The organism is Candidatus Zixiibacteriota bacterium (assembly GCA_035380245.1).
Taxonomy (GTDB): Bacteria; Zixibacteria; MSB-5A5; order GN15; family FEB-12; genus DAOSXA01.
On the sequence record DAOSXA010000001.1, the window covers coordinates 1,015,424 to 1,032,627 of the forward strand.

Consider the following 17,204-nt stretch of genomic DNA (forward strand, 5'->3'; position numbering starts at 1 on the left):
ATCGGAAAGGAAATAAAAAAAGCCCCGCTGAATGAAACAGCAGGGCTGGTGATTCGAAATCATTCAGGATCGAAGACTATTCGGTCGCGCCTCCGAACCAGAAACGGACACCCACGACGAAATCGAGGAAATAGTAGTTGGTGCCGAGTTCATCACCGGTTTCTTCTCCGTCGTACTTAATCTTGCCGCCGTCGGAGAAGTAATAGTCAAAAGAACCTTCAGCGAAAATCGACATATTCGGGGAGGCGAAATAGTCGCCACCGATACCGAACAGGATGCACGGCTTGGTGATCGCATCGAAGTCCACCGTCAGTCCCGTCTCATAGTCGACCACGATATCCTTGAAGGTGGCCGATGCGAGTCCGGCGCCGATCACTCCGTAAGGGCGAATCGTACCCTCGGTAGCGAAGTAATACTTGCCGTTGAGGGTGAAAGCCAAGAGATTGATCTTGTCGCCGGGATCCCAGCCTTCGAGTTCCTTAGCGCCGAAAGAGGCATATCTGAAACTCAATCCGAGAGAATAGTTCGGGCTCAGGAAATACTCACCACTCGCACCGAACTTGAATCCCATCTTACGATAAGCGGCATTGCTGTCATCGTCGGTGAAATCATCGCTGGCCATATCACCAACCGGCACACCGAGACCGGCAAACGGCGACACGGCAATTTTCCCGGTAAGATCCTGAGCGGTTGACAAACCGGCCAACAGCAGGACAAACGCACATCCAATAACTAACGCCTTGTTCATAGACTCCTCCATGATTTGGGTTCATCGTTCCATCAATGTGAACTTCTTATTAGCGGGGAAAAACTATATCGACGAAAATCATCTGTCAACGAAAACTAGGCGTCTGTTAGCGGATCTTTTAAAATCCGTGAACTTTTTTCCTGTCAAGGCGTTTACTCCTATAACCAAATCGAAATATGGCTTTATGAAAAAATAAAGGAGACTCAAAATGGAACGTTCTAATATCATAAAAATGAAAGGCAATCCGCTGACTTTGATAGGTCCGGAGCTTAAACCGGGTGACCCGGCTCCTGATTTTACATTGATCAACAAGGATCTGAGTCCGGTCAAACTGGCGGATTCGTCCGGTAAAGTACGTCTGCTTTCGGTAGTTCCCTCGCTTGACACTCCGGTTTGCTCGCTTCAGACGCAACGGTTTAACAAGGAACTGGCCAGTCTCGGCAATGCCGTCAAGAGTTACACCATCTCGGCCGACCTGCCGTTCGCGCAGGGTCGATTCTGCTCGGAGCATGATATCACCAACACCGAAACCCTTTCGGATCATCGCGATCTGTCATTCGGTGAGAAATATGGTCTGGCGATAAAGGATTTACGGTTGCTCGGTCGTGCCGTAATCATTGTCGATAAAAACGACAAGATCAGCTACCTGCAGTTGGTTCCCGAGGTAACCGAAGAACCGAATTACGATGAGGCTATGGAAGCCCTCAAGAAGGCTGTTGGCTGATAGTTCCGACAAAAAAAACAAAGAAGCCGATCTTTTTTTGAAGACCGGCTTTTTTATTTTTATCTGAAGTGGTTGATACCCTGTTCACCGGTTCAGAGCCTGCGGGTGGTATGGGCTCAAAGATTTTTCCTCGCGATGCTTATTCTCCTTCGGCGGCGGGGGTGAGGCCCATGATATCCCAAAGCATTACCGGCGGAATCGAACCCTCGGCCAGGAGAGCGTCGTGGAATGCCCCGAGATCGAAATCCGGTCCCTGTTGTGCCTCGGCTGCCTCGCGCAGGCGCATAATCTCTCGTTTGCCGACCATGTAAGTTATCCGATTGGTCGGATAAAGCGACTGCTTGCGGACTTCCTTACGGATATACTCCCGACCCGATTCACTGTCGGTCTCGAGCACCTCGTTCATCCAGTCGATGCATTCCTGCATGGTCATGCGGCCGGTATGAAGACTCACATCGGAAACGATACGAGCCGCTCGGTAACGGATCCCGCCGAGAACGTTAAGCCAGTGGGTGGGATCCTCGCGACCGTAGAGCCCCTCATCGTAAACCGTTTCTTCACAGTAGAGCGCCCAGCCTTCGAGCATCATCATATTGGTTTGCCATTTGCGCACGGGGTCTTCGTTGCGGGCAGCGATCTGCATTTGTAAATGGTGTCCCGGGAATGCCTCGTGCACCACCGAGCCCTTGAAGCCGCGCCGATAAACGTAGCGGTAGCGAGCTTCGAGTTGTTTGCGGTCCATCTCCTCCGGCAGCGGACGGACGTAGAACAAACCTTCCTGGAGCGAGTCGAACGGTCCGGCCGGTTCATAGGCGATACCCGGTACGAGCGCCCGCAAGAACGGCGGTGTTTCAACCACCCGGACCGGGGCGATATCCTCCGGAACGGTCACGAAGTCGGTCATTTCACACCAGAGTTTAACCTGGTCGGTTTCCCATTGATAGTAGTCGAAAACATCCTGGCGGCTGAACTCGGCCGGGACAAAGACCGAGTCGATCCCGGTCACGTGCTCGTTATCGACGTATTCCTGTTGGTCGTGATAGGCTTGCTGAGCCTCTTCGAGAAGAGCATTCCCCAAAGCCAGCAATGAGTCGCTGTCGAAGTCGAGGAAGTAGAGATGACTCAGCATGTAGTCGTAATTTAGTTTACCGATGGCGAAACTACCCTCAGGGGCCGGAGTCAGTCCCTGCAGGAAAGTGGTGAAGTCGTTCATAGCTTCGCGGGCGGCCGTGGAGATACGGAGAATTTCGTCCGCGTCTTCAGGTGACTCGTTCATGAGAGCGCCGGCTACTTCATGGTAAAACTGGTTGCCGGTTTCGAGTTGTTCCAGAGCGGTTTCGATGTACGGCGCCGGGACATCCTTGAGATTGCGACGGGCGTTGGCGAACAGCTCCGGAATCGCTTTCATGCGGGAGACGATGAACACCCGCTTGGCGGAGAGGGGAGCATGCTGAGAACGCATCAGGGAATAAACACCAGTGATCGCTTCATCGACATAGAGCACCGGTGAGTGTTTGTACCAGGCGATTTCCTTCAAGTCGAGAAGAGCGATGTCGAGATTGGATTTGATCAGCCGGTAGTTGACCTGCTGGTGTTCGTCAAGGTTCTCTATATTGATTTTGTGTAGCTTCTTTTCGTAGTCGTCGAGTTTGCTGATCATACTCTTGACTGATTTCGAGGAATAATCGGTCAGGCGAAGATCGTAATGATGAATACCCATCTGGGTTGCCTGGACGGGAAACATCGATTGCAGCGATTCCAGTATCTCGGCGCATAGTTCATCAAAAGTCTGTTTTGAGGCGGCCTGTAGAGAGGCGGCGGTCAGGAACAGGGTGGTGATTATCGTTACGAAAAGCAGCTTACGAAGCATGTTGTCTCCTTGAATCGTTGAGACCGATGGCCCGGTTGAGCATTATGTAAATCGGTCATCGTGTCAGTCTTTGTAGAATCTTCCTACCAATTCAATATGCATAGTATGCGGGAACATATCGACCGGACGAACCTCGGGCAACAAATAACCGGCCTCAATTAGGGCGGCGGCATCGCGTGCGAAAGTGGCCGGATTACAGGATATATAGAGCAGTTTATGCGGATCAAGAGCGATTAACTGCTTGAGTGCCTTTGGATTCATGCCCGCTCTAGGCGGATCGACGATCACGCAGCGATAGTTTTCCTGAGCCCGGGGGTCATGGCGGAGGAAATCTTTGACGTGCCCCTGGTAAAAACCGATATTCTCTACGCCGTTCAGCCGGGCATTTTTCTCGGCTGCAGCGACGGCATCTCCGACCAACTCCACCCCGACCACCGCCTCGACCCGGTCCGCGAGCAGAATGCCGATCGTTCCGGTGCCGCAATAAAGGTCGAGAACGCGATCGGTCGGTTCCGGGTGAAGCAGGTCGAAAGCGGTCGAGTAAAGCCGTTCTGCCTGGAGTGAGTTGGTCTGAAAAAACGAGTTGGCGCTGATTCGAAATTTCCGCCCGAGCAGTTCCTCTTCAATGTAACCCGGCCCCCAGAGCACCGTTTCCGCTTCGCCCACCGCGATGTTCGATTTCTGGCCGTTCTGATTGTGAACGATGGTGGTGATTTCAGGAATCGCTTCGCGTATCTCCGCGATAAAACGATCAAGGTTAGGGAAGTCGCCGAAATTCGTTACGACGTTGACCATGAGCTGGTTCGTCCGTGAGGTTTGCCGGATTACCAGGAAGCGCATGAAGCCGACGTGTTCCTTGACGTCGTAAACCGGGATGTTCTCGCGTCGGACATAATCGCGCATGAAGGCAACCAGACGATTGGATTGTTCCGACTGAAGATGACAGGCGTTGAGGTCAAAGATATCGTCGAAACGTCCTCGAGCGTGCAGACCGAGGGTGAATTCGCTGTCGGCGCCGGTGTGGAAGGAGAATTCCATTTTATTGCGATAGAAAAACTCCCGCTCCGATCCGAGCACGGGGGGGACGGCCACATTCTCCAGATGTCCCAGCCGCTGGAGACAGTCGATCACCTGCTTGCGTTTAAACTCGAGCTGTTGAGCATATTGCAGGTCCTGCCAGGTGCAACCGCCGCAAATGCCGAAATGCTCACAGGGCGTTGCGGTACGAAGATCGGAAGGTTCGATTATCCGGACCAGGCGAGCCTGGTCGTATTTACGTTTGCGCTTTATTATTTCCGCTTCAATGCGCTCTCCCGGAAGTCCGCCGTTGACAAAAACCACTTTACCGTCGTTATGGGCAACCGCTTTGCCGTCAAAAGCGAGATCCAGGATTTCCAGTTCAATCATATTGTCGGGGGTTGGATCGGTCATTCGGAGTGGTTCCTTCGGTGGAATAAGTCAAGGGTTTCACAATCGAATTTCTCGGCCTGAATAGTGGCGTGGCCGATATCGAACCGATCGTGCAGAATCTGATTGATCTGATCAATGATTATCGGACCATCGATGAAATCTTTTTCATCGAGGCAGATATGACAAGAGAGGGCGATCTCGTTGGAAGACAAGGACCAGATATGCAGATGATGTACCGAGCGTACCCGTCTCACACCGGCGATGGCGTCTTTGACCTCGTCCGGATCGATACGCGCCGGAACCGCTTCGAGCAACACCAGCACGGCCTCCTTGATTACCTGATACGAGGAGTAAAGGATCATGATGCCGATCAGGACCGCAAGGAAGGCATCGATAAGTGTGAAACCGGTCAGGATGATCACGATACCGCCGATAATCACCGCCAGCGAGGAGAGGGCATCGTAAGCCATGTGCAGGAAGGCAGCTTTCATGTTGAGGTCTTTACCCCGCTCCGCATGCAGCAGCCAGACCGACACGACGTTGCCGATCAAACCGATCACCGCCACCGTCATGAACAGAACGGGATTGCTGATTTCCTGCGGATCAATCAAGCGTCGGTAGGCTTCCTGAAAAATGAAAACCGAGATCACGACCAGACTCATGGCCGAAATCAGGGCGGTGATTACCTCAAGTCTTTTAAGGCCGTAGGTTGAGCGCTTGGTGGAGGGGCGTACGGCGCCTTTAGCTCCGAGCCAGGCTAGAATCAAAGCCACTACATCGGATAAGTTATGGACGGCGTCGGCGGTCAGAGCCAGATAGCCGCTCACCAGACCGCCGACAAACTCGGCAATGGTAATCGCCAGGTTGAAAGCTATAGTCCAGCCGAGTCGCGCCCCGGAGGGAAGTTGGTCGTGGTGGTGATGATCGCTCATAAATTACTCGTTTCCATCTTCGCCTAAGATATCCACCGGCGGCTGCTTGGCAAACGTTTTAGCAGATTGATGGAGGAACCTGATACCCCGATGGCCGGGGATTTCCTGAGAAGATGTACGAGGGTGTTTATAAGTCGGAAGATAGCCGTACCGGCGTCAATGAACGGGACCGGCAACCGGGATCGTATGGATCATTAACCGGTTGCCGTCATTTTTAATCGCGTATGATGCTAATTGTCGTAGATGTGATTCAACACGTATAGGGTTCGAATAATCTCCTCGGGCTGTGGATCGACTTCCAGTGAGATTAAACCGTCATAAACGCTTTGCGGAATACGATAAATCAGATTCCCGGCTGCGGCAACCGATGATGCGCTTTCGTAGAAACTGGTTTCCCAAAGGATCTCGAACGCCCCGGCTTCGGCTTCGGTAAAGCCCAATCGCTCCAACTGGCCCTGGAACGAAACCGTTTGGCCATATATAATGTGGATTGTATCGGTTTGTCCTGCCGCCAGCGAGTCAACATATCCGGTTGTCGGCAAGAATGGACTTAACTGTCCGGTGACAGCCGAGTAGGTGATGTCGTACACCGTGTAATCACCGGTATTCTGCAGAACCAGGGAGGAGTCGTCATCGAGCAACGTCGTTACGACTGAGGTAATGCTGGGCATCATGCCTTCATAAAACAGAAATCTGGCAGAATAACCGCCGATGTAAAGCAGGTCGGCATCGACATCGTTCAGTTCGTCGATTATATCCTCCAGCGGCACGAAATTCGAAGTGTCCAGACCGGCGCCTGATCGTGTCCAGGGTTCATAATCGACTCTATCCCAAATGACCGTATCCCCGGCGATTTGGGCAGCGGGATAGGTCATGGTGGGTTCTCCCTGCCGGAAGACTGCCCGGACCGAGAAAGGAGTCTTATCCTGTTTATGAAAATAGATTACCGGTTCGCGAGCCATGGCCGCGTATTCAGGTCTCGAAGTGATGAAACCGGTGGGTTCGCCCGAGCAACCGACCAGCACTCCCCATTCGTGAACGGCGAATCCGGTTTCGCCTGAGTCGGTTGGGCTTTTAGGGCCGCAGTTAAACACTACCAGGAGGGCGATGACTACGGCCGCCGTGAATAGGATTGCGGATTTCATTGTTAATCTCCTCTCCTGCGTTCTTTTCATAATAACGCGGATATCCCTCTACCTGCTTAATGTAATCTCAAGTGCGAGAAATGCCACTTTTTTGATGCCGTACAGTGCGCTGTTTGCGGTTGCCGCCGAGCCGTTCAACCGCTATTATAGTCCGGGTGTTGATTGGGAGATTGCCGATGGCCCGTAGGATTGTGATTATCGAAGATGAGCAGGATATAGGTCAGCTTATTGCTTATAACCTGCAGAATGAAGGATTCGACACCGGTGTGTACACCTCCGGTGAAGCGGGGATAGAAGCTGCTCAGGCCGATCCCCCTGATTTGGTTTTATTGGACTGGATGCTTCCCGGCCTCAACGGTCTCGAGGTCTGTCGTCGGCTTCGGTCGGATCATCGCACGGAGCATGTTCCGATCGTATTCCTGACGGCCAAGGGTGAAGAAGCGGACATTGTTTCGGGTTTACAGGAGGGGGCCGATGACTATATCACCAAGCCGTTCAGCCCCCGGGTTTTAATTGCCCGGGTTCATGCCGTGTTGCGGCGCCAGACCGATACCGAGGAACCCGAAGAGGAAGATGTTGTTGCCTATAAGAGTATCATCGTCGACCTCAAGAAGCATGAAGTGACGTGCGACAAGAAACGTGTTGAGTTGACACACACCGAGTTCCAATTGCTGTTAACGCTCATGCGCCGTCCCGGATGGGTGTTTAATCGTGATCAGTTGGTGAACTGCATTCGCGGCGAAGATGTTTTCGTGAACGACCGCACGGTCGACGTTCATGTGGCCGGGCTGCGACGGAAATTAGGGAAGTCGGCGGAATTGATTGAAACCGTTCGCGGTGTTGGATACCGCTTCAAGGAGTGACCTTTGGCCCAACGACGCCTCTTCTGGAGATTATTCCCCTCACTTATGGCCATTATCGTGGTGGCCGTAGCTCTGGTAGTATTTTTCGCCGAGCGAGCGATCAGACCGTTCTACGAGGAAAGGACTATCGACTATCTCGCTTCAACAGCCCGTATCGTTGCGCATCAAATAAAAGACGCCGCCGCCGCCGGTAATTATGCCGCCGCCGATAGTCTATGTAAGGAAATCGGACGAGAAACCGGTATCCGGGTAACGTTGATCCTGGGATCGGGCAAAGTGGTCGGAGACTCCTTTGAGGATCCCGAGCGGATGGAAAACCACAGCAATCGGCCGGAAGTACGGATGGCACGCGACAGCGGCGTGGGCAACTCCATTCGTTATAGCAGTACCGTTTCACAACGAATGATGTACGTGGCGCTGATGCCCGAAACGGCCGGAGATTCGGGAATGGTTGTCAGGACCTCGATCTCGATCGAACGTATCGATGAGGTCCTCGGCTTGCTGCGTACTCGTTTTGTCGTGGGGGGATTGGTCGTGGCTGTGCTCGCGGCGCTGGTGAGTTTGTTTTATTCGCGTCGTATTACTTTGCCTCTGGAACATCTCAAGAGGGGAGCCGAACGTTTCGCACGCGGCAAGTTCAAGCTTAAGCTGGCGGTGGTCGGCTCCGATGAAATCGCCACGCTCGCCCAGGCCATGAATGCCATGGCCGATGAAATATCTCGTAAACTGGACACCATTACCGAACAGCGGCAGACCCAGGAAGCGATCATGACCAGTATGGTCGAAGGAGTGGTGGCAGTTGACCGGGACGAACGAGTGTTGAGCATCAATCGCGCCGCCGCCGATTTCTTCGAAACCTCCGGAATGGATTCGACCGGCCGTTTTCTGCACGAGGTCGTACGCAATTCCGCCATGCAGCAACTCGTTGCCGAAATTTTAACCACCGGGGAATCGGTCGCGGCGGAGTTGTCGACCGGCGGGAAGAAGGTTCGCTATTTGCAGGCTTCGGGATCGATTTTGCACGATGCCAACGGCACAGCGCTGGGGGCGGTGGTCGTACTCAACGACGTGACCCGTATCCAGGAGTTGGAGAGTGTCCGTCGTGATTTCGTCGCGAACGTTTCGCACGAGTTGCGGACACCGATCACATTGATCAAGGGGTATGTCGAAACATTGCAGGAAGGGGCTCTGCAAAAGCCAGAGGACGCCGAGAAATTCCTCGAGGTAATCGCCCGCCACACCGACCAATTGAATCAGTTGATCGAGGATTTGCTGAGTCTGTCCCGTATCGAACAGAGTCCCCGCATCGAATTCGAATCCGGTCCCTTGAGCAAAGATCTAGATATGGCTGTCACCGAATGTGAACCCAAAGCACGGGAGAAAGGGATCACGCTTACTATTGAAGGTAAACGTGATTATGATCTGCTGGCGAATCATCATTTAATTCAGCGAGCCATCAGTAATCTCATCGACAATGCCGTGAAATACAGTCCCCAGGGCGCCCCGGTTGAGGTCAAGGTTTCGCAGGCGGACAACGAAGTGGTGATCGATATCGTCGATCACGGCTGCGGGATCGATTCACGCCATCTGCCGCGTATTTTCGAGCGATTCTATCGGGTGGACAAAGCCCGCTCGCGCGAGTTGGGCGGGACCGGGTTAGGTCTGGCGATAGTAAAGCATATCGTCCAGACCCATCGCGGAAGGGTTACGGTCGACAGCACGGTGGGAAAAGGGAGCGTTTTCTCAATTCATCTGCCGATCGGTGTCTGATCTCCTCGCTGCTGCCCGGCGAAGAGCCTCGACTCCGCGTTCGAGGCTGTTCATGTGTTCCACATCGGAATAAAAGAGCGGAGAGGCATCGATATTGGCCGCGCGGTTGTGTCTTATGACCGAACCGCAGATGCCGGGGGGAGTCACGCCGGACATTATCCAGACATAGAAAAGGGTAAGTGCCGCCAGACCGACCAGGAAACGAAACAGGCGGTTCGTAAGGCTGTGGTGCTGTTTTGATATCATATCAACATGCCTCAGACAACGTTCGGAAACAGGACCATGAACGCCAGCCAGGCGACGAACAGGGTCAGGATCAGATTGAAGGTTTGCCCGACAACATAGAGGATCATCGGTTTGCCCCCCTCCATCTGGGCTGTCAGTTCCCTGAAGTTCGACTCCAGACCGATCGCGACGAAAGCCAGGCAGAAGAACCAACCCCGCAAAGTATGGGTTATCGGATTGATGAAGCGCGACTCAACGGCCGCGACATCGCCGTGCATGGCCGGGATGATCACGAACGAAAACAACAATGAAGCAGCAACGAAACCGAGCACGAATTTCGGGAAGCGATACCAGATTTCCATGGCGTTGGGACGGGGTCCTTCCGGGCTGCGGTCGACGGTGGTCACCCAGTAAATGGCGACGCAGAAAGCAAGGAGGCCAATCAGGACATTCTGAATCATCTTGACGACGGCCGCTACCTGTTCCGCTTCGGGACCGAGCATCGAACCGGCCGCGACCACGGCGCCGGTGGAGTCGATCGTTCCGCCCATCCAGGCGGCTCCCAGAATGTGATTCATACCGATGAATTTGATCCCGAGCGGCATGAAGAACATCATCAGCACCGTGAAGATAAGCGTCATGCCGACACCGAGGGTGAGGTCTTCCTTCTTGGCTCGGCAGGCTGCGGCGGTTGCGATGGCGGCCGAAACGCCGCAAACCGAGGTGGCTGCGGCAATAATCATGGCCAGTTTCTTATTCTTCATCTTGAGATACTTTACGGCGAAGATGAACATGAAGATAACCACGATCGGAGTGACAATCCAGGCTACCATAAGACCGGGGATGCCCAGCGAAACGATCTTGGCAAAAAGAATCTCGGCGCCCATCAGAACCAGACCGGTTTTGATGAACATCTCCGTTTTCGCACCTGCCAGCAGCCATTTGGGAGTGCCGATCGTGTTGGATATAAGCAAGCCGACCAGGAGGCCCCACATAGCATACGAAAGACCCCAATACTTGATTTCCGCCTGATTCGCTACCCAATAAGATATCGTAGCCAGGATGAACACGGCCGTGAATCCGAGCAGATAATGACTGACCTTGGTCGTTTTCATGAAAGCGACACCGATGGCTGTAAGGATAGCCAGCCCGATCAGCAATCCCAGCAGAGGCAGTAATGTGTTTCCGGTTACAATACCGTCTTTGATAACCTCGAATGCGTTAAGTGGGTCGGAGGTCCACGTGCCGACCTTCGGTATCTTGGGGATCCAGCCGAGCAACGAGCCGGCTATAATGATAAAGCCGAACCAGATTGCCCAGTAATCCTCGTTGGTCCAGAGTGAATTGATTGATTCTTTCATTTCTCACGCTCCCTGTTGAAGGCCGTATCTTATAGTTATATTATCCGTCGCGTTTGCGGCTGTCACTAAAAAAACTTCTCGATCTCTGACGGTAAGTAAATGGGGGGCAAGTTGTTCACCGTTCCGGTTGTTAAAGTATTAGTGAGCTCTGAAGGCCTCTGAAACTTCATGTTATCCTAAAACTATCTTAACAATTCCTTAACACTAGGCGTGTTGTTTCTCCCCCGGAGATAAGAAAACAAGAGTTTTCAAGATATGGGATCTTCTTTGCCAGGGAAGGTCCTCGGGACAAACTTCAATGTCGGCCTGAACCGGCCGACCGGGACAAGGGAGAAACAATCGATGAAGAACATGCTTTCAGTAGCGGTTCTTGTTGCAGCTCTGGCCTCGACGGCCTCGGCCGGCAACTGGTGGGAGACGGTGAAGGTAAAAGGAGACCTTCGGTATCGGCACGAGATGATTGACAAAGAAGGTTCGGATGTTCGCAATCGTCAGCGTATTCGGGCTCGCCTCGGTGTGTTCGGTGAAGTTTCACAGTTTACCAAGGTAGGACTTCAGATGGCGACCGGTTCAGCCGATCCGGTTTCGACCAACCAGACTCTCGGAGACGCTTTCTCAACCAAGGATTTTCGCCTGGATTTGGCCTATTTTGAAACCACTCACGACAAACTGCCGGGTTTCACTCTGATCGGTGGTAAGATGCACAATCCGTTTTTTAAGCCGGGCAGCAGCGAGCTTATCTGGGACTCCGACTGGAATCCGGAAGGCGGCGTGCTCAAGTATGCGAAGAAAATGGAACAGGTGAAAATCGAGTTACTGGGTTCGGGTTTCTGGATCGAGGAGCGTTCCAAGGGCGATGACTCCTATCTGCTGGCGGCTCAAGGCATACTGCACTTCGACCTGTCGGATGAGCGGACCTCCATTGCACTAACCGGCGCTTATTACAACTATGAGAATACGCAGGGAATGGAACCGTTCTTCGACGGCGACGACAAAGGCAACAGCGTAGTCCCGGATACGATCTGGAACGGTACTGACGTAGAAGAAATCAACATGCTCTACGCCAATGACTATGACCTGATCGAGGCCGGTATCGAAATCGGTTACAAGACAGACCTGATACCCGTCAAGGCGATGTTCGATTTCGTCTCCAATACTCAGGCCGACAGCCTCAACACCGGCTGGTTGGTCGGATTACACCTCGGCAAAGCCTCCAAGCCGGGTAAGTGGGAAGCACGCTATATCTACCGCAATGTCGAGAAGGATGCGGTCGTAGCGACTTTTGCCGATTCCGACTTCCGTGGCGGCGGTACCGATGCCAAGGGTCACGAGTTCGGCGGCGGGATTATGCTGGCCAATAACACGACTTTCAATGTCTCGTATTTCATCAACCAGACTGAAATCGCCGAAGGCGCCGACAGCGACTTCAATCGGCTGCAGGTTGATCTCCAGTTGAAGTTCTGAGATAAACAGCAAATGAGATAAAGGAATCATAAGAAACGAGGATGGTTAGAAAATGAAGAAACTCGCACTGATGATGGTCGCACTGGTCGCCGTATTCTCCATGGCGGTTGCCGGCAGCAACATCACTATCAAAGGTTCCGATACCCTGGTTCGCCTGGGCCAGCGCTGGGCCGAAGAGTACATGAAGACCAACTCCGAGACCGTTATACAGGTCTCCGGCGGCGGCTCCGGCACCGGTATTGCCGCTCTGCTGAACGGCACGACCGATGTCTGCGAGGCCTCACGCGACATGAAGGAAAAGGAATACAAGCTGGCCAAGGATAAGGGGATCGATGTCTATCGCATCTCTGTCGCTTTGGACGGTATCGCCGTGTTTCTGAACGAGGGCAATCCGGTAAACGAACTTTCAATTCCGCAGCTTAAGGGAATCTACACCGGCGCCATAACCAACTGGAAAGAGGTTGGCGGCAAGGACGCTCGAATCATCCTCTACGGTCGTGAAAACAACTCCGGTACTTATGCCTTCTTCAAAGAGCATGTTCTCGATAAGGAAGACTACGACGCTCACACTCAGACGCTGCCGGGTACGGCGGCCGTAGTGAACGCGGTTGCGGAAGATGTGAACGGTATCGGCTACGGCGGTATTGCCTGGGCCAAGGGTGTGAAGTACGCCTCGGTTAAGAAGGACGATACTACCGCTGCGGTAATGCCCTCGGTTGAGACCGTTTCCAACGGCACTTACCCGATTTCCCGTGAACTGTACTGGTTCTTCAACGGCAAGCCGACCGGCGACTTACAGAAGCTGACCAACTGGGCGCTTTCCGAGGCCGGACAGAAATTGTCGGAGGAAATCGGCTATGTTCCTCTTTTGAAGGAAATGGCCGAGGCCAACATGGTGAAATAAGACGACGCCTCTTTTATAGAGGCCAATAAATCAACGGTCGGTGACGCCTGTCGTCGGCCGTTGGATACACTCATGAGTTGGTCGCCCGGTCCGCCACAAGTCCGGGCGACCACGAATTGTGGCGCAATGAGAAAACTTAAATTCAAAACTAAGTCCCGCCTGGGTGAAATACTCGGAGAGCGGTTCATCGCGATCAACGCGCTGACGGCCGTGGCGGCGATTTTCCTGATCTTCATTTTCATTTTCAAGGAGTCGTTGCCGATTTTCTACGACAAGTACGTTCAGGAAGAGGCCAGTGTCGGCAAGATGCTTTTTAAACAGGAGTACTACGAAGGCCGACCGGCCAAATGGGCCTGGCAACCTGAATCGGAAGTCCCCAAATTTTCACTGCTGCCGTTGTTCATCGGCACGATTAAAGCTGCCCTGGTGGCCATGCTGTTCGCGGTTCCGTTGGGTGTCGGGGCGGCGATCTATTCGGCCGAGTTTGCCAACAAGCGACTTCGAGAATTGATCAAACCAACGATTGAGATATTAGCCGGGATTCCCTCGGTAGTGCTGGGATTTTTCGCCCTGATTGTCCTGGCCAGTGTTTTGCAGAATTTATTCGGTCTGGTGTTTCGCTTGAATGCCCTCAATGCCGGTATCGCGCTGGGGATTGCGGTTATTCCGATCGTGTTCACGGTTGCCGAGGACGCCATGACCTCGGTGCCTTCGTCATTACGTAATGCCGCCCTGGCTCTGGGCGCTTCGCCCTGGCAGGTGTCCCTGACGGTAGTGTTGCCGGCAGCCTTACCCGGAATCGCCGCCGGTTGTGTGTTGGGATTCGGACGAGCCGTCGGTGAGACGATGATCGTCCTCATGGCTTCCGGGAATGCCGCTATCATATCGGCTTCGTTTACCGACTCGATTCGTACGATCTCCGCCTCGATCGCAGCCGAACTGGCCGAGGTGGTGTTCGGCTCCACTCACTACAATGTGTTGTTCTTTCTCGGCACGATCCTGTTCATTTTCACCTTCCTGATCAATTTGGGCGGTGACATGGTTCTGGCTCGACTGAAAGAACGTTTCCACGGGAAGACATCATGAGTGACGCCACAATCACTACCGCGGCTGAGACTTCGTACCGGGACGAACGGATCGTTTTCAAGCGCAAGACTTCGGGTGTCATACCGAAGAGTCTGACGCTTTTATCGAGCGCCCTCATCGTGGCTATGCTGGTGATTATTCTGGGTAATGTCATCATGGGCGGCGCCGGCATAATCAGTGTCGGTTTTCTCACGAAACCGCCTGAGAACGGCATGGAGGGCGGCGGAATTTTCCCGGCGATTTTTGGAACGGTCGCTTTGGTGTTGTTAATGACTATCGCCGTGGTGCCGGTAGGAGTAATGACGGCCGTGTTTTTATCGGAATACACCTCGCCGACATCGCGCATTACGCGGATTATTCGCCTGGCGATCAATAACCTGGCCGGGGTGCCCTCGATTGTGTTCGGCCTGTTCGGACTCGGCTTTTTTATCGGCTTCATCGGACGGGGTATGGACAATTTGTTCTTCAGCTCCGACGGCCCGGTCTGGGGGCAACCCGCGATCATCTGGGCTTCGCTAACCCTCAGCGTGTTGACGCTGCCGGTGGTGATCGTTTCGACCGAAGAAGCCCTCCGCACGATTCCCCGGTCGCTCAAGGATGCCTCGTTCGCCCTCGGAGCGACGCGTCTCCAGACCATCCGCCGGGTGATTCTTCCACAGGCAATGCCGGGTATTTTGACCGGTGCGATTCTGGCCATCAGCCGGGGCGCCGGTGAAGTTGCCCCGATCATGTTCACCGGAGCGGCCTACTACCTGCCCTATTTGCCCGGGAAATTAAATGACCAATTCATGGAATTGGGCTATCACATATACGTTATGGCTACCCAGTCGCCGGACGTCGAAGCCACCAAGCCGATCCTGTACGGGACGGTGCTGGTGTTGCTGGTGTTGACGTTCATGCTGAACTCGGTGGCAATGGTAATTCGCTCGAAAATGAGAACCAGGCATCGCAATGGTTAGTTTATACAGACAACAAAAGCCCCAGGTAATGCCGGCGAAAGGTGGTGATCGTGCCGGAATGAAGGACAGCGAATCACAGCGAAAGACCAAGATGCGCGTCGAAAACCTGGATTTCTACTATGGGAAAAACCAGGCCTTGTTCGATGTTACGCTCGATATCGAGGAACACCGGGTGCTGGCGTTGATCGGTCCGTCGGGCTGCGGCAAGTCAACATTCCTGCGCACGCTCAACCGGATGAACGATACCATTCCGGGAACGAATCTCACCGGCCGGGTGCTGCTCGAAAACCTCGACATATACAAAGAAGTGCGTGATGTCTCGACCGTGAGGACCAGAGTGGGTATGGTCTTCCAGCAGTCGAATCCGTTTCCGAAATCGATTTTCGACAATGTCGCCTACGGATTGCGGGTCAACGGCATCACGGACCGAAATTTAATTACTGAGGTGGTCGAAGATACGCTGAAAAAAGCCGCTCTCTGGGAAGAAGTGAAAGACAAGCTGGATTCCAGCGCTTATATGCTTTCCGGTGGGCAGCAACAGCGGCTCTGCATCGCCCGAGCATTGGCGATACAACCGGAAGTGGTCCTGATGGACGAGCCGGCCTCGGCGCTCGATCCCATCTCGACGGCGAAGATAGAGGATCTCATCGGTGAGCTTAAACAAAGCTATACGATCGTGATCGTTACGCACAATATGCAACAGGCGGCGCGTGTGTCCGACCGGACGGCGTTTTTCCTGAACGGTTACATGATCGAAATCGGTGAGACCAATCATATCTTCACCAATCCGACCAATCCGAAGACCGAGGATTATATTACAGGTCGTTTTGGATAAACATGAGACGGGACTTGGGAGAATGACAAAACATTATCAAAAAGAGATCGACAAGCTCAAGAAGCAGTTGCTGCATCTGACAGCCAGTGTCGAGGAGCGAGTTCAGGCGGCGGTGTCCTCGGTAACGGAGGGGGATGTCAAACTCGCTCGTGAGGTGATCGAGGGAGATCATGAGATCGACCTGATGGAAGTCGAGCTGGAGGAAGAACTACTCAAGATTCTGGCTCTGCACCAACCGGTGGCGATTGACCTGCGATTCATCGTGGCGGCGCTCAAGATCAATTCCGACCTGGAGCGGATCGGCGACCTGGCGGTCAATATCGCCGAACGGGCCAGCCAGCTCCGTGATTTTAACGTACGCTCGGCCCCGTTCCGCCTCGAAGAAATGCTGGGGCTGGTGGTGGCTATGGTTAAGGGCAGCACCGATGCCCTGATTAACATGGACGCCGATCTGGCCCGGACCATTTGTGATACCGACGATCAGGTCGACGAAGTTCATCGTGAAGCGTATCGAAACACTCTCGTTCGCATTGTCGACACGCCGGATCAGGCCGACTATTACATTTCGCTGGTAAGCATCTCGCGCAATCTGGAGCGGATTGCCGACCATGCTACCAATATCGCCGAGGATGTCATCTACATGGTTGAGGGTGAAATAGTACGGCATCAGGGCGGCATGCTTAACGGCCAATAGAGATCGGCTTCTACGACTCATCGCAAGATCGGGTACGCGAAAGGTCTTCTTACTGTTTCTCAGCGCTTTCAAGCGTTCAGTGGAACTTGTCGGTGTACCCTTTGTGCGGGTCCCTGTCGCCCTGCGACAGGGACCTTGCCGTTTGATGATACTGGGATTGTCTTGGAATTATGCCGATTGTACATATATTGAGGGAGCAGAATGGTCTAACCCC

16 protein-coding genes are annotated in these 17,204 nt (G+C 53.4%); 9 read left to right on the forward strand and 7 right to left on the reverse strand.

Annotated elements, in window-relative coordinates; translation table 11 throughout:
- Positions 1–76 precede the first annotated feature (76 nt).
- Positions 77–748, reverse strand: a complete 672-nt coding sequence (locus PLF13_03935) for an OmpW family outer membrane protein (GenBank protein ID HOP06422.1) — start codon at positions 746–748, stop codon at positions 77–79.
- Between the two features lie 208 nt (positions 749–956).
- Here PLF13_03935 and tpx point away from each other — a divergent pair, with 208 nt between their 5' ends.
- Entirely contained in the window at positions 957–1,472 is a 516-nt protein-coding gene (gene tpx, locus PLF13_03940) for a thiol peroxidase (GenBank protein HOP06423.1), read from the forward strand.
- Positions 1,473–1,611: 139 nt separating this feature from the next.
- Here the strand turns inward: tpx and PLF13_03945 are convergent, their stop codons facing one another.
- From PLF13_03945 to PLF13_03960, 4 genes are all read right to left on the reverse strand, one after another.
- Positions 1,612–3,342 carry a DUF885 domain-containing protein gene (locus PLF13_03945; GenBank protein ID HOP06424.1) on the reverse strand — a complete coding sequence of 577 codons (1,731 nt, stop codon included), beginning with the start codon at positions 3,340–3,342 and terminating at the stop codon, positions 1,612–1,614.
- 63 nt (positions 3,343–3,405) lie between these two features.
- Positions 3,406–4,773 carry a 23S rRNA (uracil(1939)-C(5))-methyltransferase RlmD gene (rlmD, locus tag PLF13_03950; protein HOP06425.1) on the reverse strand — a complete coding sequence of 456 codons (1,368 nt, stop codon included), beginning with the start codon at positions 4,771–4,773 and terminating at the stop codon, positions 3,406–3,408.
- Positions 4,770–5,684 carry a cation diffusion facilitator family transporter gene (locus tag PLF13_03955; GenBank protein ID HOP06426.1) on the reverse strand — a complete coding sequence of 305 codons (915 nt, stop codon included), beginning with the start codon at positions 5,682–5,684 and terminating at the stop codon, positions 4,770–4,772. The genes rlmD and PLF13_03955 overlap by 4 nt, the downstream gene beginning before the upstream one ends.
- Before the next feature lie 230 nt (positions 5,685–5,914).
- Positions 5,915–6,829: a hypothetical protein gene (locus PLF13_03960; GenBank protein HOP06427.1), complete on the reverse strand. Its 915-nt coding sequence runs from the start codon at positions 6,827–6,829 to the stop codon at positions 5,915–5,917.
- Positions 6,830–7,005: 176 nt separating this feature from the next.
- Between PLF13_03960 and PLF13_03965 the strand changes: the two genes are divergently transcribed.
- A complete protein-coding gene (locus PLF13_03965) occupies positions 7,006–7,692 on the forward strand; it encodes a response regulator (GenBank protein HOP06428.1) in 687 nt (228 codons plus the stop codon).
- A 3-nt stretch (positions 7,693–7,695) separates the two neighbouring features.
- Complete coding sequence (locus PLF13_03970) at positions 7,696–9,462, forward strand: ATP-binding protein (protein HOP06429.1); 1,767 nt, start codon at positions 7,696–7,698, stop codon at positions 9,460–9,462.
- On the opposite strand, the gene PLF13_03975 is transcribed toward PLF13_03970, so the two are convergent.
- Complete coding sequence (locus tag PLF13_03975) at positions 9,436–9,708, reverse strand: hypothetical protein (protein ID HOP06430.1); 273 nt, start codon at positions 9,706–9,708, stop codon at positions 9,436–9,438. The genes PLF13_03970 and PLF13_03975 overlap by 27 nt on opposite strands.
- An 11-nt stretch (positions 9,709–9,719) precedes the next feature.
- Positions 9,720–11,048: a putative sulfate exporter family transporter gene (locus PLF13_03980; GenBank protein HOP06431.1), complete on the reverse strand. Its 1,329-nt coding sequence runs from the start codon at positions 11,046–11,048 to the stop codon at positions 9,720–9,722.
- A gap of 342 nt (positions 11,049–11,390) precedes the next feature.
- Here PLF13_03980 and PLF13_03985 point away from each other — a divergent pair, with 342 nt between their 5' ends.
- The 6 genes from PLF13_03985 to phoU all read left to right on the forward strand — a co-directional run bounded on the left by PLF13_03985 (position 11,391) and on the right by phoU (position 16,990).
- Positions 11,391–12,512 carry a putative porin gene (locus PLF13_03985; GenBank protein ID HOP06432.1) on the forward strand — a complete coding sequence of 374 codons (1,122 nt, stop codon included), beginning with the start codon at positions 11,391–11,393 and terminating at the stop codon, positions 12,510–12,512.
- A 52-nt stretch (positions 12,513–12,564) separates the two neighbouring features.
- The gene (locus PLF13_03990; GenBank protein HOP06433.1) at positions 12,565–13,416 is read left to right on the forward strand and encodes a phosphate ABC transporter substrate-binding protein; all 852 of its coding nucleotides are present in this window, start codon (positions 12,565–12,567) and stop codon (positions 13,414–13,416) included.
- Positions 13,417–13,542: 126 nt separating this feature from the next.
- Positions 13,543–14,502: a phosphate ABC transporter permease subunit PstC gene (pstC, locus tag PLF13_03995; protein HOP06434.1), complete on the forward strand. Its 960-nt coding sequence runs from the start codon at positions 13,543–13,545 to the stop codon at positions 14,500–14,502.
- Complete coding sequence (gene pstA / locus PLF13_04000) at positions 14,499–15,461, forward strand: phosphate ABC transporter permease PstA (protein HOP06435.1); 963 nt, start codon at positions 14,499–14,501, stop codon at positions 15,459–15,461. Before pstC ends, pstA begins: the two co-directional genes overlap by 4 nt.
- Before the next feature lie 58 nt (positions 15,462–15,519).
- Positions 15,520–16,296 (forward strand): phosphate ABC transporter ATP-binding protein PstB, encoded by a 777-nt coding sequence (gene pstB / locus PLF13_04005; GenBank protein HOP06436.1) that lies wholly within the window; start codon positions 15,520–15,522, stop codon positions 16,294–16,296.
- A 22-nt stretch (positions 16,297–16,318) separates the two neighbouring features.
- Complete coding sequence (phoU, locus tag PLF13_04010) at positions 16,319–16,990, forward strand: phosphate signaling complex protein PhoU (GenBank protein HOP06437.1); 672 nt, start codon at positions 16,319–16,321, stop codon at positions 16,988–16,990.
- Positions 16,991–17,204 lie beyond the last annotated feature (214 nt).